The 21,407-nt window shown below is 54.7% G+C and carries 23 protein-coding genes and 3 pseudogenes; 18 read left to right on the top strand and 8 right to left on the bottom strand.

Annotation, left to right across the window (positions count from 1 at the left end):
* Window positions 1–323 precede the first annotated feature (323 nt).
* Window positions 324–680: pseudogene (locus ABLV30_RS25940) on the bottom strand (Tn3 family transposase); the annotation flags it as partial.
* 34 nt (window positions 681–714) lie between these two features.
* The gene (locus tag ABLV30_RS25935) at window positions 715–3,723 is read right to left on the bottom strand and encodes a Tn3 family transposase (RefSeq protein ID WP_004098837.1); all 3,009 of its coding nucleotides are present in this window, start codon (window positions 3,721–3,723) and stop codon (window positions 715–717) included.
* A 163-nt stretch (window positions 3,724–3,886) separates the two neighbouring features.
* On the opposite strand from ABLV30_RS25935, the gene ABLV30_RS25930 reads away from it, so the two are divergent.
* Together ABLV30_RS25930 and ABLV30_RS25925 are read left to right on the top strand one after the other, a co-directional pair.
* Complete coding sequence (locus ABLV30_RS25930) at window positions 3,887–4,453, top strand: recombinase family protein (protein WP_004098835.1); 567 nt, start codon at window positions 3,887–3,889, stop codon at window positions 4,451–4,453.
* Window positions 4,454–4,480: 27 nt separating this feature from the next.
* Window positions 4,481–5,188, top strand: a complete 708-nt coding sequence (locus ABLV30_RS25925; RefSeq protein ID WP_001258875.1) for a hypothetical protein — start codon at window positions 4,481–4,483, stop codon at window positions 5,186–5,188.
* A gap of 40 nt (window positions 5,189–5,228) precedes the next feature.
* Here the strand turns inward: ABLV30_RS25925 and ABLV30_RS25920 are convergent, their stop codons facing one another.
* Window positions 5,229–5,843 carry a TIR domain-containing protein gene (locus tag ABLV30_RS25920; protein WP_000160641.1) on the bottom strand — a complete coding sequence of 205 codons (615 nt, stop codon included), beginning with the start codon at window positions 5,841–5,843 and terminating at the stop codon, window positions 5,229–5,231.
* Between the two features lie 168 nt (window positions 5,844–6,011).
* Here ABLV30_RS25920 and ABLV30_RS25915 point away from each other — a divergent pair, with 168 nt between their 5' ends.
* The 6 genes from ABLV30_RS25915 to ABLV30_RS25890 all read left to right on the top strand — a co-directional run bounded on the left by ABLV30_RS25915 (window position 6,012) and on the right by ABLV30_RS25890 (window position 11,327).
* Complete coding sequence (locus ABLV30_RS25915) at window positions 6,012–6,779, top strand: DUF1883 domain-containing protein (protein ID WP_001159650.1); 768 nt, start codon at window positions 6,012–6,014, stop codon at window positions 6,777–6,779.
* Between the two features lie 224 nt (window positions 6,780–7,003).
* Window positions 7,004–7,702 carry a type IV secretion system protein gene (locus ABLV30_RS25910; RefSeq protein WP_000646594.1) on the top strand — a complete coding sequence of 233 codons (699 nt, stop codon included), beginning with the start codon at window positions 7,004–7,006 and terminating at the stop codon, window positions 7,700–7,702.
* A gap of 10 nt (window positions 7,703–7,712) precedes the next feature.
* A complete protein-coding gene (locus ABLV30_RS25905) occupies window positions 7,713–8,597 on the top strand; it encodes a TrbG/VirB9 family P-type conjugative transfer protein (protein ID WP_000735066.1) in 885 nt (294 codons plus the stop codon).
* Window positions 8,597–9,757 carry a type IV secretion system protein VirB10 gene (gene virB10, locus ABLV30_RS25900; RefSeq protein WP_012561145.1) on the top strand — a complete coding sequence of 387 codons (1,161 nt, stop codon included), beginning with the start codon at window positions 8,597–8,599 and terminating at the stop codon, window positions 9,755–9,757. Before ABLV30_RS25905 ends, virB10 begins: the two co-directional genes overlap by 1 nt.
* Window positions 9,758–9,798: 41 nt before the next feature.
* Complete coding sequence (locus ABLV30_RS25895; RefSeq protein WP_012561144.1) at window positions 9,799–10,794, top strand: ATPase, T2SS/T4P/T4SS family; 996 nt, start codon at window positions 9,799–9,801, stop codon at window positions 10,792–10,794.
* Window positions 10,794–11,327, top strand: a complete 534-nt coding sequence (locus ABLV30_RS25890) for a phospholipase D family protein (RefSeq protein WP_000792636.1) — start codon at window positions 10,794–10,796, stop codon at window positions 11,325–11,327. Before ABLV30_RS25895 ends, ABLV30_RS25890 begins: the two co-directional genes overlap by 1 nt.
* Before the next feature lie 172 nt (window positions 11,328–11,499).
* Here ABLV30_RS25890 and ABLV30_RS25885 read toward each other — a convergent pair whose 3' ends face one another.
* The 4 genes from ABLV30_RS25885 to ABLV30_RS25870 all read right to left on the bottom strand — a co-directional run bounded on the left by ABLV30_RS25885 (window position 11,500) and on the right by ABLV30_RS25870 (window position 13,103).
* Window positions 11,500–11,814 carry a hypothetical protein gene (locus tag ABLV30_RS25885; protein WP_000091613.1) on the bottom strand — a complete coding sequence of 105 codons (315 nt, stop codon included), beginning with the start codon at window positions 11,812–11,814 and terminating at the stop codon, window positions 11,500–11,502.
* A 254-nt stretch (window positions 11,815–12,068) separates the two neighbouring features.
* Window positions 12,069–12,425 (bottom strand): cupin domain-containing protein, encoded by a 357-nt coding sequence (locus ABLV30_RS25880; protein ID WP_000215515.1) that lies wholly within the window; start codon window positions 12,423–12,425, stop codon window positions 12,069–12,071.
* A complete protein-coding gene (locus ABLV30_RS25875; protein ID WP_080528075.1) occupies window positions 12,415–12,816 on the bottom strand; it encodes a DUF86 domain-containing protein in 402 nt (133 codons plus the stop codon). The genes ABLV30_RS25880 and ABLV30_RS25875 overlap by 11 nt, the downstream gene beginning before the upstream one ends.
* Window positions 12,813–13,103 (bottom strand): nucleotidyltransferase, encoded by a 291-nt coding sequence (locus ABLV30_RS25870; RefSeq protein ID WP_001247892.1) that lies wholly within the window; start codon window positions 13,101–13,103, stop codon window positions 12,813–12,815. Before ABLV30_RS25870 ends, ABLV30_RS25875 begins: the two co-directional genes overlap by 4 nt.
* A 158-nt stretch (window positions 13,104–13,261) precedes the next feature.
* Here ABLV30_RS25870 and ABLV30_RS25865 point away from each other — a divergent pair.
* Window positions 13,262–13,435: pseudogene (locus tag ABLV30_RS25865) on the top strand (DUF4158 domain-containing protein); the annotation flags it as partial.
* A 32-nt stretch (window positions 13,436–13,467) separates the two neighbouring features.
* Here the strand turns inward: ABLV30_RS25865 and merR are convergent.
* Window positions 13,468–13,923, bottom strand: a complete 456-nt coding sequence (gene merR / locus ABLV30_RS25860) for an Hg(II)-responsive transcriptional regulator (RefSeq protein WP_001166628.1) — start codon at window positions 13,921–13,923, stop codon at window positions 13,468–13,470.
* 71 nt (window positions 13,924–13,994) lie between these two features.
* On the opposite strand from merR, the gene ABLV30_RS25855 reads away from it, so the two are divergent.
* The 9 genes and pseudogenes from ABLV30_RS25855 (at window position 13,995) to ABLV30_RS25815 (ending at window position 21,345) form a co-directional block, all read left to right on the top strand.
* Window positions 13,995–14,345 carry a mercuric transport protein MerT gene (locus ABLV30_RS25855; RefSeq protein ID WP_001294660.1) on the top strand — a complete coding sequence of 117 codons (351 nt, stop codon included), beginning with the start codon at window positions 13,995–13,997 and terminating at the stop codon, window positions 14,343–14,345.
* Window positions 14,346–14,360: 15 nt separating this feature from the next.
* The gene (gene merP, locus ABLV30_RS25850) at window positions 14,361–14,636 is read left to right on the top strand and encodes a mercury resistance system periplasmic binding protein MerP (protein WP_000732276.1); all 276 of its coding nucleotides are present in this window, start codon (window positions 14,361–14,363) and stop codon (window positions 14,634–14,636) included.
* A gap of 27 nt (window positions 14,637–14,663) precedes the next feature.
* Complete coding sequence (gene merC / locus ABLV30_RS25845) at window positions 14,664–15,071, top strand: organomercurial transporter MerC (RefSeq protein WP_000522993.1); 408 nt, start codon at window positions 14,664–14,666, stop codon at window positions 15,069–15,071.
* Window positions 15,072–15,109: 38 nt separating this feature from the next.
* Window positions 15,110–16,792 carry a mercury(II) reductase gene (gene merA / locus ABLV30_RS25840; RefSeq protein ID WP_000281123.1) on the top strand — a complete coding sequence of 561 codons (1,683 nt, stop codon included), beginning with the start codon at window positions 15,110–15,112 and terminating at the stop codon, window positions 16,790–16,792.
* Window positions 16,793–16,809: 17 nt separating this feature from the next.
* Entirely contained in the window at window positions 16,810–17,175 is a 366-nt protein-coding gene (merD, locus tag ABLV30_RS25835; RefSeq protein WP_001277466.1) for a mercury resistance co-regulator MerD, read from the top strand.
* On the top strand, window positions 17,172–17,408 hold the full coding sequence (gene merE / locus ABLV30_RS25830; RefSeq protein ID WP_001087807.1) for a broad-spectrum mercury transporter MerE: 237 nt from the start codon (window positions 17,172–17,174) through the stop codon (window positions 17,406–17,408). The genes merD and merE overlap by 4 nt, the downstream gene beginning before the upstream one ends.
* 65 nt (window positions 17,409–17,473) lie before the next feature.
* Complete coding sequence (locus tag ABLV30_RS25825; RefSeq protein WP_000993245.1) at window positions 17,474–17,686, top strand: DUF3330 domain-containing protein; 213 nt, start codon at window positions 17,474–17,476, stop codon at window positions 17,684–17,686.
* Between the two features lie 130 nt (window positions 17,687–17,816).
* Window positions 17,817–18,377, top strand: coding sequence for a recombinase family protein (locus ABLV30_RS25820; RefSeq protein ID WP_003124096.1), 561 nt, complete (start codon window positions 17,817–17,819; stop codon window positions 18,375–18,377).
* 2 nt (window positions 18,378–18,379) lie between these two features.
* Window positions 18,380–21,345 (top strand): annotated as a pseudogene (locus ABLV30_RS25815) (Tn3 family transposase).
* Window positions 21,346–21,407: the final 62 nt, after the last annotated feature.

Raw genomic sequence — 21,407 nt, 5'->3', positions numbered from 1 at the left:
ATTATTAATTCAAATTAGAACAGCTACTCACAAATCTATCTGGGATTCAGGCCCGCATGATGTTAAAAAGGCGCCAGCCAATGTTCAATGGTGAACGGAAAGTGAGTGGCGCCGAAGCCCGGCTCTGCCGGCAACGGTATGATAGATTCTGCCAATCTCCATCACCGCCCTGATGAGCCATATCCACTAACAACGCTTCAGGAGCTGCTGTACGCGATCGGAGTGGTCCCGGCAAGGCGACAGCCGCAGTCGGGGCGTATCTCCGCGTTAGCGGGCCGGAGGGCCGCTTAGGGGTTCGAGGTTCAATCGTGTAAAAAACCACGTTAAGGCAATAATTCATTGTTTGAATTGAAATTTAATGGCCTCAACTCTCCCTTCAGAATATTTTCCGGCAGCGTGAACGTATAATGTCCCAGCATGTTGATATGACCGTACATCAGTGGCGACAGGCGTGAGATATGCTCGTCTTCCGGGATCTCACCAGCGCTGCGCAAATGTGATAGCGCTTCCTGCATATAAAGCGTGTTCCACAATACAACTGCGTTAGTGACAAGCCCCAGCGCACCCAGTTGATCCTCCTGCCCCTCACGGTAACGTTTTCTAATCTCACCACGTTGGCCGTAACAGATCGCCCTTGCCACGGCGTGACGGCCTTCTCCCCGGTTAAGCTGAGTCAGTATCGGGGTTTGAGGGCCAATGGAACGAAAACGTACGCTAAGAAGGTAATTCATTGTTTAAATTAAAATTTAATTCTCTCAGTTCCCCCTTCAAAATATCCTCCGGTAGCGTGAACGTATAATGCCCCAGCATATTGATATGCCCGTGCATCAGTGGGGATAACCGGACGATATCTTCACCCCCGGTTTCTTCTCCATTCCTGCGCATCCAGCTCAGGGCTTCCTGCATATAAAGTGTGTTCCACAGTACCACTGCGTTAGTGACGAGGCCCAGTGCACCCAGTTGATCTTCCTGACCTTCACGATAGCGCTTTCTGATCTCACCGCGCTGCCCGTAGCAGATCGCCCTCGCCACAGCATGGCGGCCTTCTCCCCGGTTTAGCTGCGTCAGGATCCGCCGACGATAATCTTCATCATCAATATAATTTAGAAGGTACAGCGTCTTGTTGACGCGCCCCACTTCCATGATCGCCTGTGCCAACCCTGATGGGCGCGAGCTTTTCAGCAAAGAGCGAATGAGTTCTGAAGCATGAATGGTACCCAGTTTCAGCGAACCGGCGGCTCGCATCATCTCATCCCACTGATACTCGGCTTTCGACAGATCGGCACAACCACGAGCCAGTTCGTCTAGTGCACCGTAATTTGCCGATTTATCCACCCGCCAGAATACTGCTTCACCGGCATCGGCAAGCCGAGGAGAAAACTGGTATCCCAGCAGCCAGAAGAGGCCAAAAATAATGTCGCTGGTACCGGCTGTGTCTGTCATGATCTCAACCGGATTCAGCCCTGTCTGCTGCTCCAGAAGGCCTTCCAGCACAAAAATGGAATCACGTAATGTGCCGGGAACAACGATGCCGTGGAATCCAGAATACTGATCAGAGACGAAGTTGTACCAGGTGATGCCACGTCCGGAACCAAAATATTTTCTGTTAGGTCCTGAATTGACGGTTTTCACCGGCGTGACAAAGCGCATGCCGTCAGCTGAAGCCACTTCGCCGCCACCCCAGCGGCCAGCAAGCTCCAGTGTGGACTGAAAATCAACCAGGCGGACATTGGCGCTGACCAGCGTTTCTGCCCGGAGGTAATTCTGTTTCACCCAACTGAGCCGGTGGCGCGTCAGCGCCGGTATATTGTGCTTTATCAGCGGTTCCAGCCCGATATTGCAAGCCTCAGCCATCAGGACCGCGCACAGGCTGATGTGCAGATCCTGCGCCCGGGCCCCGGATTCACTGACATGCGTAAACTCACGTGTAAAGCCCGTTCTGGCATCTATCTCAAGCAACAGTTCCGTCAAATCTACCGGCGGGAGTAGCTGCCTTACCCGACTGTTGAGACGATGCAACGATGGTGGCTCCTCCAGTTTCTCCAGGCTGCTGATAGTCAGGGAAGGATATTTACCGTCATGGCAGATATTAACCTCCGCATTTCCTTCAAAGCGAGATGCGACGGCTTTCCAGGTTTTATCCAGTTGGACCGCCAGCTGTTGCACGCCTTTATGTCCATCAGTGGGATGTCCCAGCGCCCGACAGATGGGGACCCGCTGAACCTGCCATTCTTCCCCCTGCAACAGCTTCTCGCGGGGATTTCCCCAGCGATCGCTGTTTTCGAGCCAGATGTCCCGTCGGCGTAGTGCATCCTGAAGGCGCTCCAGCAGACAAAGCGAGTAACCGGCACGCTGTATCCGGCCCTCCGCATCGTATACCAGGCGTTTCCAGGGGCCGGTAATAATATGTTCAGGCGCATCGTCCAGGATGCGCTTTTTCGAGCCGTTCAGTTCGGTCAGATAATGAATGGCGGACAGCGTATGTTCTCCGGCTGGCGCTGCCTGGAAATGCAGGTCGCGCAATACCGCCGGAAGAAAACGCTTTACCCGCCCGTACTGTTCCACCATTTCGTCATGGAAATTGTTGTTCTGAGGCCGGGCCAGCTCATTTACCTTGCTGACGGATTCTGCCAGCCTACTTTTCGGTATGCTGCTGAATATGGTCTCCCTCAGTTCAGCATCGTCAGCCTGCTCAGCTAGCAACAATGAACATGCCTGCGCCAGCAGTAGCGCAGCACGGTCAAGATCTTTCAGCGTCCTGAGCCGTTTTTTCTGCCCCGTTTTCTTCGCCGCACGAGTGATATCCAGTATAAGCATATCGAGCACATCAACGGCTTCATCCAGCGCCGCAGTCTCCTGTGCTTTAACGAATGCGGTGAGTACGGCCAGCTTTCTCTGCTGTGGCATTCGCGCGATATATTTTACCGACGCCATGCCTGCGTAACGGGCCAGATTACGTAGTTGTATAGCGGGCAGACCGGTAAAACTCAGTCGGGAAAACTCCAGGTTTCGCAGCCGGATATACCGCTCCAGCGCTTCGGTAAATGCCGGACCGCTGACGGTGACAGGTCCCTTTTTCAGTTGCTCCAGCGGTGAAATTCGCTGCCCCTCAGGAATGTCCAGCAGCTCAGTCACGCGGGCGGTCTGCCAGCTGTCCGGCAACGCGGCCAGTTTCTTCCAAAGTTGCTGATTTGCCCGTTCACGTATTTCACTGACGAGACGTACAAGTGTGGTTGCTCCGGGCAGCAGGACCTTATTCTGAAGCAACCAGGCGGTGGCAAAATCAAACATCAGGCCGGGTCGCTCATTACTGAGCCATGCACGGGTGTATAGCAGGCGCTTCAGGCGGAAAGACCAGGGGAAATCGCCAAATTCATGGTAACCGTAATATTCCTTAATCAGCGCAGTATGCTCTCTGAGGGTGGTATCCCGTTCTGCGTAGCGGGAAAGGACTTCCGGACGGCGGATATTAAGCTGCACCGCGACAAATTGCTGAACACCCGGCAGAACCCGGGTTAAATCTGTCAGAAAGGTGCCCAGAAAACGGGCGGTGGTGAGCTGAAGCGCAATTCCCAGCCGGTTATGCCTTCCCCGTCGCTGGTTAATGAAGGCAAGATCTCGCTCATCAAGATGAAAATAGCGCGCCAGCTGCACGTCATTGGGTTCTGCAACATAGCGACCATAATTCAGTTCCTGCTCAGTGGTCAGAAAATCGACGGGCATATAGGCCTTCCTGCCTGACGGTTATATATTAACAATTTCGCAACCGTCCGAAATGTTATAATTTATAAGACAGCATAAAACGGCAGGCATGGACTGTCTATTAAATCGTATTTTTGCCATAATAGACACAAGGTGTCTGATATTCGATTTAAGGTACATTTTTATGCGACTTTTTGGTTACGCACGGGTCTCAACCAGTCAGCAGTCCCTAGATATTCAAATTAGAGCACTTAAGAACGCGGGGGTAAAAGCCAACCGTATTTTTACGGACAAGGCATCGGGAAGTTCAGCTGCCAGGGAAGGACTTGAGCTGTTGCGCATGAAGGTGGAAGATGGAGATGTCATTCTGGTGAAGAAGCTAGACCGTCTTGGTCGTGACACTGCCGATATGATTCAACTAATAAAAGAATTCGATGCCTTGGGTGTGGCAGTCCGATTCATTGATGATGGGATCAGTACCGATGGAGAAATGGGGAAGATGATCGTCACAATTCTATCAGCAGTGGCACAAGCAGAACGTACTCGCATCTTTGAACGAACAAATGAAGGAAGAATTGAGGCCAAGTCTAAAGGAATTAAATTTGGCAGAAAACGGAAAATAGACAGGAATAAAATAAAATTTATGCATGATAAAGGAACTGGAGCAACTGAAATAGCTAAGCATATGGGTATTGCGCGTTCAACCGTATATAAAATTATCAATTCAGAACGTTCACCAATCAATGATTGATTATCTTACAACTGACAAGGTGGAATTGTGAGAACATTTGTTATAATTTGGACGATAGCTTTCATTGCGGTAATTGCTGTAATGTGTACAGTGGATCTTTCATTATATGTACCTTCAATTTACACCGTATTTAATAAAAACAAACCTTTAGTAACTGGTATTATATATATACTACTAATATCTATTTTTATATGGCTAATTGTAGCGTTATATCTTTTAAAAAAATACTCATTTAAAGTAGAGAAATTAAGTTTAGGCGGCGTTAATGTTCTGTTCAATGAAAGTGGTACGTTATATCGCAAAAGTATAAAAAATCATCTGGATTCAAAAAGAGCTATCTTTAAGTTGAAGAAAAATGTGGACGCATTCGATGAAGTTATCTCATCATATTATCAGACATATCAATTTATTAGAGATGAAATGAAACTATTGAATCCAAAAAAAGACAATGAGTTATATAATATTAGCAATGATATGTTAATGGTGTTAAATAAATTTTTAACTAAAAATCAAAATAATTATAAAAGATGGTATAAATATATATCAGATAAGGATGAAGTTATTGATGTTATAACTAATACACCATTAAAAGTTCACCTGACGCCTATAAATAAAATACAAAAGCAATACTATAACTACAGTAAAATATGTAACGATTTTAAAGTAGTAAATGATTTTTTCACATCACGGGTTCAACAAACATTTAACGTGAACACCACCAAATGGGATTGGTAACAAGTAAAGGGGAGTATCATACTCCCCTTTACTGTTTCTGCTAGCCATTACGCATTCTCATTGGGGTAGAAAAAACGTATTCGCACTTATCTTTATCTTGATATGTTAACTCAATCATTTTTCTAAGGTTTTCTGGGTTATTGTGTATCTGATCCCAGTTGACTATTGATATATATGACTTTTCACTCATCAAGTTATCGATAACTCTTTCAGGCATATATGGATATATTTCTTTATATGTTGTTCTGTCGTTGATTGTTATCCACTCGGTTATATTAGGATGAAATTCATTTTTTTCATTTTCACCATGACTGGCTCTAATGTTGTTTGTCCCTGTTGAAGGAAGATTTATAATAAAAATACCTGATTTGCCGTTTCTGGGACTATCCCTCATGGATGAATATAATTCCCAATCAACATGCTTTCTATTTTTAGTCTCAGTCCCAACGAGTAAAATAAGAGCGGATGTATCACGTAAATATTCATCCCTTATTATTTCTCTGATCTTTTGAGGTTCTTCTTCTTCATCAATGTCACCAAGTGATACCGAGCGATTCACAAAAATATCAAAAACATCATTCATTTTTTCAAGTTCGTTTTTGTACCATTGGTCATTAGCATGGTGGTAACTGATGAAAACTTTGTGCTTGGTCACGCTTTTTCCTCATTTATTCTCTGGTTTACGGATTTTACATCTTCATCCATACCGAGTAAAAGTCTTATAATTTATTTTTTCACACTAAGAGATACTCTCAACCACTGGATACAGTATAATCAGGAAGTGGCTACATTCTTCCAATTCAAATGAAGAGAGCAGACTTACATGCAATTCATCCATAATGATCTTGGTCAAAGAAAAAGAGGGGAGATTGTTGAAATCACCCTTACCAGTGGTGCAAATGTTAGACTAATGGATAGTTCTAACTTCAGTAGTTATAAGAATGGCCGACGACATTCCTACATTGGTGGGTTAGCAAAGCGCTCCCCCATAAGGTTACAGATCCCTTCATCAGGCCATTGGCATATTGCTGTAGATATGCAGGGATTAAGGGGGAGTACCAGGGCTTCTGTTCGCGTTCTTCCAGGGGTTCTTCCTGAAATTCAGGATAGGCCGTTAAGCGAAGTTCCTAGTCTGGTAAGAGATAACAGACCACCGTCAACAGCACAGAGCAACGAGATACATGACGTATTTATTTCGCATGCCTCAGAGGATAAAGATGATTTTGTTCGCTCTCTGGCAAACTCATTAATCAGTCACGGCCTTAATGTATGGTATGACGAAATGACGTTAAGAATTGGTGACAGCCTGAGACAAAAAATAGACAAAGGTTTAGCAAACAGTCGTGTTGGGTTAGTAGTTTTGTCTCCGGCGTTTATAAGCAAAGGTTGGACAAATTATGAACTTGATGGAATCGTCACTCGTGCTATTTCTGGTGAGCAAATATTGCTTCCCATATGGCATAATATTACAAAACAAGAAGTTGTCGATTTTAGTCCATCATTAGCAGACAAAGTTGCTCGTAGTACTGCAACTCATACAATCGATGAAATTGCTCATGAGATAGCCGAGCTACTGCATTCTCGTGGTTAATGTTTATCGAAATTCAAATAGCAAAACAAAAGGATCAATCAGCGATCCTTTTTTTATTTTTATGAATATCAATAAATTACATTCTTAACGTACGTTTTCGTTCCATTGGCCTTCAAACCCCATTAGCGCCTGTTCCAGCGGGCATAAACCGCCACCGGAGCCGGACTGGAGCAACACCGTTCCAGTAAACAAAACAATCCCGGTTGATACGCAAGGTGGTGCAAATGAAAGCTAATAAAAAAACAGGGCTTACACGTGAAGCCATTAAAGAGTTCAACGAAAGCCGTAAAGGGCTTGAAGTTGATCTGATGGATGAAGTGCTGAAGTCCCGGCGTACCGCCTGGATGGTTGCCACCGGTTCAGCGGTGGTAACTGTTTTTGCACTCTCTTTAGTTGGTTACGTGGTGCATAAGTACAGCCAGCCAATCCCCGCACATCTGCTAACGCTCAACGAGGCCACTCACGAAGTACAGCAGGTCAAGCTGACCCGCGACCAGACCTCTTATGGTGACGAAATTGATAAGTTCTGGCTGACACAATATGTCATTCACCGTGAGAGCTATGACTTCTATTCAGTTCAGGTCGACTATACGGCCGTTGGCTTAATGTCCACGCCGAACGTGGCAGAGTCTTACCAGAGCAAGTTCAAGGGCCGCAACGGTCTTGATAAGGTTCTGGGCGACAGTGAAACGACCCGCGTGAAGATTAACTCTGTGATCCTCGATAAACCGCACGGCGTAGCAACGATACGCTTTACTACGGTTCGCCGCGTGCGCAGCAATCCCGTTGATGATCAGCCGCAGCGCTGGATTGCCATTATGGGGTATGAATATAAATCGCTGGCGATGAATGCTGAGCAGCGTTATGTCAACCCGCTGGGTTTCCGCGTGACGAGTTATCGCGTCAACCCGGAAGTTAACTGAGGGCTGCCCCATGAAAAAACTACTTCTTTCAGCAGTCGTTTTGTCAGTCCTGGGAGGCGCGGCCACTAACGTTATGGCGCTTGAGGTTGGCCGCAATTCTCCTTATGACTATCGCATTAAAAGCGTTGTTTATAACCCTGTTAATGTGGTCAAAATTGACGCTATCGCCGGTGTGGCTACCCACATTGTTGTCGCGCCTGACGAAACCTATATCACTCATGCTTTTGGCGATTCTGAAAGCTGGACGTTTGCGCACAAAATGAACCATTTTTTTGTGAAGCCGAAACAGGCCATGAGTGATACCAACCTGGTGATCGTCACCGATAAGCGCACCTATAACATCGTCCTCCATTTCATCGGTGAAGAAACGAAGAAAAATGCAGACGGTACGGTATCAAAATCCTTTATTGAAACGCCGTGGGCTGTGCGCCAGGCCGTTCTTCAGCTGACCTATGAATATCCGTTTGAGCAGCAGGAAAAAGCCAAAAGCGCGGCTGATAAAAAACGCATTACGCAGAAGCTGAAGCAGACGGCTTTTGCGGGGGCGAAGAACTATCAGTACGTAATGAGCGAACAGCCTGAAATGCGCAGCATCCAGCCGGTTCACGTCTGGGATAACTACCGCTTTACCCGGTTTGAGTTTCCGGCCAATGCGGAGTTACCGCAGGTCTACATGATCTCGGCCAGTGGCAAAGAAACGCTGCCTAACTCTCATGTTGTGGGTGAGAACCGCAACATCATCGAGGTGGAAACCGTCGCTAAAGAGTGGCGTATTCGTCTGGGCGATAAAGTCGTTGGCGTTCGTAATAATAATTTCGCGCCGGGCGCCGGTGCGGTAGCAACCGGTACGGCTTCCCCGGATGTGCGCAGGGTTCAAATTGGGGAGGATAACTGATGGCCCGTAAAAGTGTCGATGTAGATCAGGAACTCGATGAAAACACCGGAGACGGTGAATTTGAAAGCGAGCGTGGCGGATTTAATGGCAGTAACCGCCGTTCGGCTCCTGGTATGAAAGCCTTTGTCATACTGATGGCGCTGCTTGCTTTGGTATTCATCGGGATTACGGTCATGGGTAAAATTCGCGCCCCGGCTAAAGCTGAAGCTGATAAAGACGGTGGTAAAGCGCAACAGGCCAATACACTGCCAAACTACAGCTTTAACAGCGATCCTGATGTTAATAAACCTGCAACTGCGCAGAATAGCGCCACTGATGCCCGTGCTGTGCAGGCTGCCGCACAGGCAGATGCAGATGCGGGCAGCAGCAATACCGGCGCGCGTACCTCTAATAAGCGTAAAGAACCTTCGCCTGAAGAACTGGCTATGCAGCGTCGTCTGGGCGGCGAGCTGGCCCAGACTAATCAGGCGGCTACAAGCAATAGTCCCGGAGTGCAGCCCCAGGACAACGAAACAAGCGAAGGTAGTTCAGCACTCGCTAAAAACCTGACTCCTGCAAGGCTGAAGGCTAGCCGCGCTGGAGTCATGGCTAATCCCAGCCTGACTGTTCCGAAAGGCAAAATGATCCCCTGTGGTACCGGCACCGAGCTGGATACCACTGTTCCGGGTCAGGTTTCCTGCCGGGTTTCACAGGACGTTTACTCAGCTGATGGACTCGTTAGGCTGATTGATAAAGGCTCATGGGTTGACGGGCAGATTACCGGTGGTATCAAAGACGGCCAGGCGCGCGTGTTTGTTCTCTGGGAGCGTATCCGCAATGACCAGGACGGAACAATCGTTAATATTGACAGTGCCGGAACGAACTCACTCGGCAGCGCGGGGATTCCGGGCCAGGTGGATACCCATATGTGGGAGCGTCTGCGTGGTGCGATCATGATTTCGTTGTTCTCTGACACCTTAACGGCGCTGGTTAACCAGACGCAGAGTAATAACATTCAGTACAACAGTACAGAAAACAGCGGTGAGCAGCTGGCGTCTGAAGCACTCCGCTCTTACATGTCTATCCCCCCTACCCTCTACGATCAGCAGGGTGATGCGGTGAGCATTTTTGTTGCCCGCGACCTCGATTTCAGCGGCGTTTATACGCTCGCAGACAACTAAAAAAGTGGGCGCTTAGCGCCCGCTTTTCTTCAGGAGTAATCATGACTGATGCAGCTTTCTATCAACTTGGCCCACTGCGCGAGTATTTAGAAGATCCTACTGTTTTTGAAATTCGCATTAACTGCTTTCAGGAAGTTATCTGTGATACGTTCAGCGGCCGCAGGGTTGTGCAGAACGCGGCAATTACGGCAGATTTTATTAGGAACCTTGCTAAATCGTTGGTGAGCAGCAACAAGCTGACCATGCAGGCCATTAATGACGTGATCCTGCCTGGCGGGATCAGGGGCGTTATCTGTCTGCCCCCTGCGGTGATTGACGGTACAACGGCCGTAGCGTTTCGTAAGGATTTGGCGGCCGATAAAAATCTGGAGCAGCTGACCCGCGAGGGGATTTTCAGTGACTGCCGGAAGATTACCGGCAGCAAGCAAAGCCTAACGGATGATGATTTTTTCCTTAAAGAGCTGCACAGCAGCGAAAAATGGCCCGCATTCCTGCAAACCGCCGTTGAGAAGAAACGCACTATCGTGATCTGCGGTGAAACCGGGTCGGGGAAAACGGTACTCACGCGCGCGCTGTTAAAATCGCTACATAAAGACGAGCGTGTAATTATTTTAGAGGACGTTCACGAAGTCACGGTCGATCACGTTGTAGAAGCCGTTTATATGATGTACGGCGATGCAGGAAAGATCGGCCGCGTCAGCGCCACTGATGCCCTGCGAGCCTGTATGCGTCTGACACCGGGCCGTATCATCATGACTGAGCTTAGGGATGATGCTGCGTGGGATTATCTTAAAGCACTTAATACCGGCCATCCAGGCGGTGTTATGTCAACGCACGCTAACTCTGCGCGCGATGCCTTTAACCGTATTGGGCTGCTTATCAAGGCGACCCCTATCGGCCGTATGCTCGATATGAGCGATATTATGCGAATGCTCTACTCCACCATTGACGTTGTGGTGCATATGGAAAAGCGGAAAATCAAAGAAATTTATTTTGACCCTGAATATAAAATGCAGTGTGTGAACGGGAGCCTGTAATGAAAAACTTAGCAACCTGGCTTCTGGCCGCAGCATTTACGACAGCCGCCCTGCCCGCCTTTGCGGTGGAACCATCCGTTCAGGTTGGCTACTCGCCTGAAGGAAGCGCCCGCGTTCTCGTCCTGAGCGCCATTGACTCCGCAAAAACCTCGATACGGATGATGGCTTATTCTTTTACCGCCCCGGATATTATGAAAGCACTGGTAGCAGCCAAAAAACGGGGAGTTGATGTGAAAATCGTAATTGATGAAAGGGGCAATACGGGGCGCGCCAGCATTGCGGCCATGAACTACATAGCGAACAGCGGCATCCCTTTGCGTACTGACAGTGATTTCCCTATCCAGCATGACAAGGTGATCATCGTGGATAATGTGACCGTTGAAACTGGCAGCTTTAATTTCACCAAAGCGGCCGAAACGAAAAACTCGGAGAATGCGGTGGTGATCTGGAACATGCCTAAGCTCGCTGAATCATTCCTCGAACACTGGCAAGACCGCTGGAATCGGGGGAGAGACTACCGTTCCAGCTACTGAATACTGACCGCCAAAAGGCGGTTTTTTTGTTCAAAGAAACTGATCTCAGTATCGCGCCCGGGGCAGCTGGCCAACGTCGCCGGCATCGCGCCGGCAAAAATCGAAAAACAGAAATATCAGCAAGATAGCTTAAACAGGTGTCGGGAAATTTCGTTGAGATATTTTGAAGGAATCACAGTGTAAGCAGGCGCTTTTTCAGGGAGGCGCGTTCTTGCGGGTTGCGTCCCTTGTGATTGGCGATGCGATCCGCCGTGGCGGCCTGGCGCTTGACGGGCCAGTAGGAGCGGCCATCCTTGCCCATCGACCAGACGCTGCTGGCCTGGTTTTCCAGCAGGGGCAGATGGGCGCTCAGGGCTTCGGGCGACGCGCTGGTCAGCGCCGTGCGCTCACGGGTGCGCCAGCGCTGATGCCAGAGCTTCTTGTCCTCGCGCTCGCTGCCGCAGGTCGTGTGCCCGACGATGGGTGTTTTGCGGCGGCTGCGGCTCATAACGTAGTGGTCTCCAAGAACATTCAGGACTGATCCCAGGCGTCGATGGTCAAGACCTGATCGGCAGGACAGGCGGCTACGCGGTCGGGAACTGGATGGTGTTCAGTCTCATGCCGACCCCATTCGATTGATCGCGTCGCTTGCGGCACGCTGCGACGCAAGGAGGTTTGCGACCTGGTTTAGCAGCCGTGTCCGCTGCATGTCTGTTACCTATCTCCCCGACCGCTCATTGGACCAACTCCAGAGATTGGGCTCTATCGCTCAGCCAATACGAAACCGGCATTGGCTGATGCCACAACCGAGACTAACACAAATGGCTCGGTACCTGTATTTCGCGCCCCGTGCACTTGGCCCGGTCTTGCCACGGCTATCTCACCTTCCCTGAGGGCACGAACAATCCCATTGCCCTGAAAGTAATCAGCCATTCCCGACAAAACAGTCCACGTGTCTTGGCCGTGAGGATGAATGTGAGCCGCAATTTCCTGCCCGGGATGGACATGCCAAACCACGATAATTGAGTCTCGGGTTTCAAGCACAACGGAACGAATAGGCTCGCCTTCGGACGGCTGAACATACTCGGCTACAGAAAATATTCTCGATTCAACAGTCATCGGAGATCCCTCTTTCACAGTTGTCGTTACGGTCTTCATCGTCGGCATCCTGACGCACGGCGGGCAATTGCTGGAGCAACGCCGGCAGCCATTCCAGTACCGTCTCCCACACCACATCGAGGTTGATGTCGAAATAGCCGTGAGCCATGCGATTACGCATATTGCGCATGCTGCGCCACGGCACGTCGGCATGCGCCTGGGTGAACTCGACGTAGCCATCCATCACCTTTGTGGCCGCCTCGCCGATGACGATCAGGCTCATGATGACGGCCTGCTGGGTGCGCTTGTCGGCCAAGAAGTCGTCCTTGGCCATCCCTTCCACGAAGCTGCGCGCATCGGTTGCGGCCTGCTGAATGTGGTCGAGGTAATCGGGCAGGCGGTTCTCGCTCATATCGGTTGCGCCTCCGCGAGCACCTTGGCCCGGAACTTCGGCGGCAGGTCGCCGGGAGTCAGCAGATCGACGTCAACGCCGAGCAGCGATTTCAGTTCTTCTTCCAAATCGCCCAAGTCCAACAACGTGGCACCGGGCAGCGCATCGACCAACAGGTCGAGGTCGCTGCCATCCCGGTCGGTGCCATGCAGCACCGAGCCGAAGACGCGCGGGTTCGCGGCGCGAAAGCGGCCTACCGCTTCACGCACTGCGCTTCGCTTCATGTCAAGCACAACAGACGGTCGCATGCGCATCCTTTCTTATCGAAACTCGTTGAGATGATATGCAATCAAGAATAGAATTTCAAGAACTATTTTCGAGAATCGCAATGCCTTGATTCCCGTGCCGCGCCGGTTGCCTTGGCGGGCTTGTCACAAACCTACGTTTTCAAGAAGAAGGAAACCGCATGCCCCGCCGTTCGATCCTCTCCGCCGCCGAGCGCGAAAGCCTGCTGGCGTTGCCGGACACCAAGGATGAGTTGATCCGTCACTACACGTTCAGCGAAAGCGACCTCTCCATCATCCGGCAGCGGCGCGGCCCGGCCAATCGGCTGGGCTTCGCGGTGCAGCTCTGCTACCTGGGGTCGTCTCAGAATTCGGAAAATAAAGCACGCTAAGGCGTAGTCACCCCGTGACTCCCCCGCGCCGATGCAGCGAGCTTCGTTCCGTCTTGCAGTGACGCAATCAGCGGGCAGGAAACGTTCCCTTTCCGCGCGTGGCAGGCGCACACCAGTTCAGACAGCACGGCCTCCATGCGTGCCAAGTCGGCCATCTTCTCGCGCACATCCTTGAGCTTGTGCTCGGCCAGGCCGCTGGCTTCCTCGCAATGGGTGCCATCCTCCAGCCGCAGTAGCTCGGCGATTTCGTCCAGGCTAAAGCCCAGCCGCTGGGCCGATTTCACGAACCGCACTCGTGTTACATCCGCCTCGCCATAGCGGCGAATGCTGCCATAGGGCTTGTCTGGCTCCGGCAGCAGGCCCTTGCGCTGGTAGAACCGGATGGTCTCCACATTGACCCCGGCCGCCTTGGCAAAAACGCCAATGGTCAGATTCTCAAAATTAATTTGCATATCGCTTGACTCCGTACATAACTACGGAAGTAAGCTTAAGCTATCCAAACCAAATTTGAAAGGACAAGCGTATGTCTGAACCACAAAACGGGCGCGGCGCGCTCTTCGCCGGTGGGCTGGCCGCCATTCTTGCGTCGGCCTGCTGCCTGGGGCCGCTGGTTTTGATCGCCTTGGGGTTCAGCGGGGCATGGATCGGCAACCTGACGGTGCTGGAACCCTATCGCCCGATCTTCATCGGCGCAGCGCTGGTCGCGCTGTTTTTCGCCTGGCGGCGCATCTACCGCCCGGCGCAAGCCTGCAAACCGGGTGAGGTCTGCGCGATTCCCCAAGTGCGAGCTACTTACAAGCTCATTTTCTGGATCGTGGCCGCGCTGGTCCTGGTCGCGCTCGGATTTCCCTACGTCATGCCATTTTTCTATTAATCACAGGAGTTCATCATGAAAAAACTGTTTGCCGCCCTCGCCCTCGCTGCCGTTGTTGCCCCCGTGTGGGCCGCCACCCAGACCGTCACGCTGTCCGTACCGGGCATGACCTGCTCCACCTGCCCGATCACCGTCAAGAAGGCGATTTCCAAGGTCGAAGGCGTCAGCAAAATTGACGTGACCTTCGAGACACGCGAAGCGGTTGTCACGTTCGATGATGCCAAGACCAGCGTGCAGAAGCTGACCAAGGCAACCGGAGACGCGGGCTATCCGTCCAGCGTCAAGCAGTGAGCCACTGAACCCGAACCTGGGGCGATCATGGGACTGATTACACGCATTGCCGACAAGGCTGGCGCGCTTGGCAGCGTTGTTTCCGCGATGGGATGCGCTGCCTGTTTCCCGGCTATCGCCAGCCTGGGCGCGGCCATCGGCCTTGGCTTTCTACAGGAATACGAAGGGTTGTTTATCTCCAAGCTGCTGCCGCTGTTCGCAGTCGTGGCTTTGCTGGCGAATGCACTGGGCTGGCTGAGTCATCGGCAATGGTACCGCAGCCTGCTCGGGATGGTCGGCCCAGCCATCGTGCTGGCGGCCATGCTCTTGTTTTTTGGCAATTGGTGGACGGCGAACCTCCTCTATGTCGGTCTGGCCTTGATGATCGGGGTGTCGATCTGGGATCTGCTCTCACCGGCCAACCGCCGCTGCGAACTACCACCCAAACACGGCTAACTGCATTGGCAGTTGCCGAAACGAAAAGGAACGATGCAATGTATTTGAATATCACCGGAATGACCTGCGACTCGTGCGCGACACATGTCAAGGACGCCCTGGAGAAAGTGCCGGGCGTGCTGTCGGCGCTCGTGTCCTACCCGAAAGGCTCCGCGCAACTCGCCACCGATCCCGGCACCTCGCCAGAGGCGCTGACCGCCGCTGTGGCCGGCCTCGGCTACAAGGCCACACCCGCCGATGCCCCATCCACTTCAGCGCGGGGCAGACTGCTTGGCAAGGCGCTGGGATGGCTGGGCGGTGGCGACAAGGCTGGTGGTGATGGGGACGGACTGCACGTCGCCGTTATTGGCAGCGGCGGAGCCGCGATGGCGGCGGCGCTGAAGGCCGTCGAGCAAGGTGCGAACGTCACGCTGATCGAGCGCGGCACCATCGGCGGTACTTGCGTCAATGTCGGCTGCGTGCCGTCCAAGATCATGATCCGCGCTGCCCATATCGCCCATTTGCGCCGTGAAAGCCCATTCGACAGTGGCATCGCGGCGACTGTGCCTGCGATTGATCGCAGCAAACTACTGGCCCAGCAGCAGGCGCGCGTCGATGAGCTGCGCCACGCCAAGTACGAAGGCATCCTGGACAGCAACCCGGCCATCACCGTGCTGCATGGTGAAGCGCGTTTCAAGGACGACCAGAGCCTTGCCGTCCGTTTAAACGATGGCGGCGAGCGTGTGGTGGCGTTCGACCGCTGCCTGGTCGCCACGGGTGCCAGCCCGGCCGTGCCGCCGATTCCGGGCCTGAAAGAGTCACCCTACTGGACTTCCACCGAGGCCCTGGTCAGCGACACCATTCCCGAGCGCCTGGCCGTGATCGGCTCGTCTGTGGTGGCGCTGGAACTGGCGCAAGCCTTTGCCCGGCTGGGCAGCAAAGTGACGATCCTGGCACGCAGCACGCTGTTCTTCCGCGAAGACCCGGCCATCGGCGAGGCCGTTACAGCCGCGTTCCGTGCCGAAGGGATCAAGGTATTGGAATACACGCAAGCCAGCCAGGTCGCGCATGTGGACGGCGAATTCGTGCTGACCACCGGGTACGGTGAAATACGCGCCGACCAGCTGCTGGTCGCCACTGGCAGGGCACCGAACACGCGCAGCCTGGCATTGGAAGCGGCGGGAGTCGCTGCCAATGCGCAGGGGGCCATCGTCATCGACAAGGGCATGCGCACCAGTACGCCACACATTTATGCGGCTGGCGACTGCACCGACCAGCCTCAGTTCGTCTATGTGGCGGCAGCGGCCGGCACCCGTGCTGCGATCAACATGACTGGCGGCGATGCGGCCCTGGACCTGACCGCAATGCCGGCCGTGGTGTTCACCGACCCGCAGGTCGCCACCGTGGGCTACAGCGAGGCGGAAGCACATCACGACGGGATCGAGACCGACAGTCGCACCTTGACCTTGGACAACGTGCCGCGTGCGCTTGCCAACTTCGACACACGCGGCTTCATCAAGCTGGTCATCGAGGAAGGTAGCGGACGGCTCATCGGCGTGCAAGCGGTGGCCCCGGAAGCGGGTGAACTGATCCAGACGGCGGTGCTCGCCATTCGCAACCGTATGACCGTGCAGGAACTGGCCGACCAATTGTTCCCCTACCTGACCATGGTCGAAGGGCTGAAGCTCGCGGCGCAGACCTTCAGCAAGGACGTGAAGCAGCTTTCGTGCTGCGCCGGATGAGGAAAAGGAGGTGTTCAATGAGCGCCTACACAGTGTCCCGGCTGGCCCTTGATGCCGGGGTGAGCGTGCATATCGTGCGCGACTACCTGCTGCGCGGATTGCTACGGCCGGTCGCGTACACCACGGGCGGCTACGGCTTGTTCGATGACACCGCGTTGCAACGGCTGCGCTTTGTACGGGCTGCCTTCGAAGCGGGTATCGGCCTGGACGCACTGGCGCGGCTGTGCCGGGCGCTGGATGCTGCGGACGGTGACGGTGCGTCTGCGCAGCTTGCCGTGTTGCGGCAACTCGTCGAGCGTCGGCGCGAGGCCCTGGCCAGCCTCGAAATGCAACTGGCCGCCATGCCAACCGAACCGGCACAGCACGCGGAGAGTCTGCCATGAACAGCCCAGAGCACTTGCCGTCTGAGACGCACAAACCGATCACCGGCTACTTGTGGGGCGCGCTGGCCGTGCTCACCTGTCCCTGCCATTTGCCGATTCTCGCCATTGTGCTAGCCGGCACGACGGCCGGCGCGTTCATCGGGGAGCACTGGGGTATTGCAGCCCTCACGCTGACCGGCTTGTTTGTCCTGTCTGTGACGCGGCTGCTGCGGGCCTTCAAGGGAAGATCATGACCGCTTCCCAGCCAGCCGAGAGTGGGCAGCTTTGAGCTTCGCTACCAATCTGGAGGAGTACCACCATGAACGCAAACGCCCCGAACACTGCCAGTTGCACCACCTGCTGCGTATGCTGCAAAGAAATTCCGCTCGATGCCGCCTTCACCCCGGAAGGCGCGGAATACGTCGAACATTTCTGCGGGCTGGATTGCTATGAACGCTTCCAGGCACGCGCCAAGGCCGCGACAGAATCTGACATTGCGCCTGTCCCTGGCGGTTCGCAGCCGTCAGATTGAGGCATACCCTAACTTGGCGTCAGACCATCCGGCGCTAAATCGTCAGAATAGAGTTGCCTTCCGAATTGATTGACATACGCCGTCAAGGGTCATAGATTTCTTCCTGACACATTTCCCTCAGGAGGATACCTTGCACGGTCAGCGCATCGGTTACGTCCGCGTCAGCAGCTTCGACCAGAACCCAGAACGGCAGCTCGAACAGATCCAGGTGGATAAAGTGTTCACCGACAAGGCGTCGGGCAAGGACACACGGCGGCCCGAACTGGAACGGCTGCTCGCCTTCGTGCGCGAAGGCGACACGGTCGTGGTGCACAGCATGGATCGTCTGGCGCGCAACCTCGACGACCTGCGCCGCCTGGTGCAGGGCCTCACCCAGCGCGGCGTACGCATCGAGTTCCTTAAGGAGCATTTGACCTTCACCGGCGAGGACTCGCCGATGGCGAACCTGATGCTGTCGGTAATGGGCGCGTTCGCCGAGTTCGAACGCGCCTTGATCCGCGAGCGGCAGCGCGAGGGCATCGCGCTCGCCAAGCAGCGCGGGGCCTACCGTGGCAGGAAGAAATCCCTGTCGTCTGAGCGTATTGCCGAACTGCGCCAACGTGTCGAGGCTGGCGAGCAAAAGACCAAGCTGGCTCGTGAATTCGGAATCAGTCGCGAAACCCTGTATCAATACTTGAGAACGGATCAGTAAATATGCCACGTCGTTCAATCCTGTCCGCCGCCGAGCGCGAAAGCCTGCTGGCGTTGCCGGACACCAAGGATGAGTTGATCCGTCACTACACGTTCAGCGAAACCGACCTCTCCATCATCCGGCAGCGGCGCGGCCCGGCCAACCGGCTGGGCTTCGCCGTGCAGCTCTGTTACCTGCGCTTTCCTGGTGTCATCCTGGGCGTCGATGAGCCGCCGTTTCCGCCCTTGTTGAAACTGGTCGCCGACCAGCTCAAGGTCAGCGTCGAAAGCTGGGACGAATACGGGCAGCGGGAGCAGACCCGGCGCGAGCACCTGGTCGAACTGCAAACGGTGTTCGGCTTCCAGCCCTTTACCATGGGCCACTACCGGCAGGCCGTCCAGTTGCTGACCGAGATGGCCTTGCAGACCGACAAGGGCATCGTGCTGGCCAGCACCTTGATCGAGCACCTGCGGCAGCAGTCGGTCATTCTGCCTGCCCTCAACGCCGTCGAGCGGGCGAGCGCCGAAGCAATCACCCGCGCCAACCGGCGCATCTACGATGCCTTGGCCGAACCGCTGTCGGACGCGCATCGCCGCCGCCTCGACGATCTGCTCAAGCGTCGGGACAACGGCAAAACGACCTGGCTGGCCTGGCTGCGCCAATCGCCCGTCAAACCGAATTCGCGGCACATGCTGGAACACATCGAACGCCTCAAAGCGTGGCAGGCGCTCGACCTGCCTTCTGGCATCGAGCGGTCGGTGCACCAGAACCGCCTGCTCAAGATCGCCCGTGAGGGTGGCCAGATGACGCCCGCCGACCTGGCCAAGTTCGAGGCGCAGCGACGCTATGCCACCCTGGTGGCGCTTGCCATCGAGGGCATGGCCACCGTCACCGACGAAATCATCGACCTGCACGACCGCATCCTGGGCAAGCTGTTCAACGCCGCCAAGAACAAGCATCAGCAGCAATTCCAGGCGTCCGGCAAGGCGATCAACGCCAAGGTGCGGCTGTTCGGCCGCATCGGCCAGGCGCTGATCGAGGCCAAGCAGGCGGGCCGCGATCCGTTCGCCGCCATCGAGGCCGTCATGTCCTGGGATGCCTTCGCCGAGAGCGTCACCGAAGCGCAGAAGCTTGCGCAGCCCGAGGACTTCGATTTCCTGCACCGCATCGGCGAAAGCTACGCCACGCTGCGCCGCTACGCGCCGGAATTCCTTGCCGTGCTCAAGCTGCGGGCCGCTCCCGCCGCGAAGGACGTGCTCGACGCCATCGAGGTGCTGCGCGGCATGAACAGCGACAACGCCAGCAAGGTGCCCGCCGACGCGCCGACCGAGTTCATCAAGCCGCGCTGGCAGAAGCTGGTCATGACCGACACCGGCATCGACCGGCGCTACTACGAACTGTGCGCGCTGTCGGAGATGAAGAACGCGTTGCGTTCCGGCGACATCTGGGTGCAGGGGTCGCGCCAGTTCAAGGACTTCGAGGACTACCTGGTGCCGCCCGCGAAATTCGCCAGCCTCAAGCAGGCCAGCGAATTGCCGCTGGCCGTGGCCACCGACTGCAACCGGTACCTGAACGACCGGCTGACGCTGCTGGAAACACAGCTTGCCACCGTCAACCGTATGGCGACGGCCAACGAGCTGCCGGACGCCATCATCACCGAGTCAGGCTTGAAGATCACGCCGCTCGACGCGGCGGTACCCGACACCGCCCAAGCGCTGATCGACCAGACGGCAATGATCCTGCCGCACGTCAAGATCACCGAACTGCTGCTGGAGGTGGACGAATGGACGGCTTCACTCGGCATTTCGCGCATCTGAAATCGGGCGACCCGGCCAAAGACAAGAACCTGTTGCTGACCACGATCCTCGCCGACGCGATCAACCTGGGCCTGACCAAGATGGCGGAGTCTTGCCCCGGCACGACCTACGCCAAGCTGGCTTGGCTGCAAGCCTGGCACATCCGCGACGAAACCTACGGGGCGGCGCTGGCCGATCTGGTCAACGCACAGTTCCGCCATCCCTTCGCCGAGCACTGGGGCGACGGCACCACCTCATCGTCGGACGGCCAGAACTTCCGCACCGGCAGCAAGGCCGAGAGCACCGGCCACATCAACCCGAAATACGGGAGCAGCCCAGGGCGGACGTTCTACACCCACATTTCTGACCAGTACGCGCCATTTCACACCAAGGTCGTGAACGTCGGCGTGCGCGATTCGACCTACGTGCTCGACGGCCTGCTGTACCACGAGTCCGACTTGCGGATCGAGGAGCATTACACCGACACGGCGGGCTTCACCGATCACGTCTTCGCCCTGATGCACCTCCTGGGCTTCCGCTTCGCGCCGCGCATCCGCGACCTGGGCGACACCAAGCTCTACATCCCGAAGGGCGACGCCGCCTATGACGCGCTGAAACCCATGATCGGCGGCACGCTCAACATCAAGCACGTCCGCGCCCATTGGGACGAAATCCTGCGGCTGGCCACCTCGATCAAGCAGGGCACGGTGACGGCCTCCCTGATGCTCCGAAAGCTCGGCAGCTACCCACGCCAGAACGGCCTGGCCGTGGCGCTCCGCGAGCTGGGCCGCATCGAGCGCACGCTGTTCATCCTGGACTGGCTGCAAAGCGTGGAACTGCGCCGCCGCGTGCATGCCGGCCTGAACAAGGGCGAGGCGCGCAATGCGCTGGCCAGGGCAGTGTTTTTCAACCGCCTGGGTGAAATCCGCGACCGCAGTTTCGAGCAGCAGCGCTACCGGGCTAGCGGCCTCAATCTGGTAACGGCTGCCGTCGTGTTGTGGAACACGGTCTATCTGGAACGGGCTGCGCACGCGCTGCGTGGCAACGGCCATGCCGTTGATGACGCGCTGTTGCAGTACCTGTCGCCGCTCGGTTGGGAGCACATCAACCTCACCGGCGATTACCTCTGGCGCAGCAGCGCCAAGATCGGCGCGGGCAAGTTCAGGCCGCTACGACCGCTGCAACCGGCTTAGCGTGCTTTATTTAATGAGATGGTCACTCCCTCCTTCCCGGTACTATGCTGAGGACAGGCTTT

It is taken from the genome of Klebsiella sp. CN_Kp113 (assembly GCF_040064585.1).
Lineage (GTDB): Bacteria > Pseudomonadota > Gammaproteobacteria > Enterobacterales > Enterobacteriaceae > Klebsiella > Klebsiella michiganensis.
The sequence above is the reverse complement of the archived record's forward strand: the minus strand, read 5'-3'. Positions and strand labels throughout refer to the sequence as shown.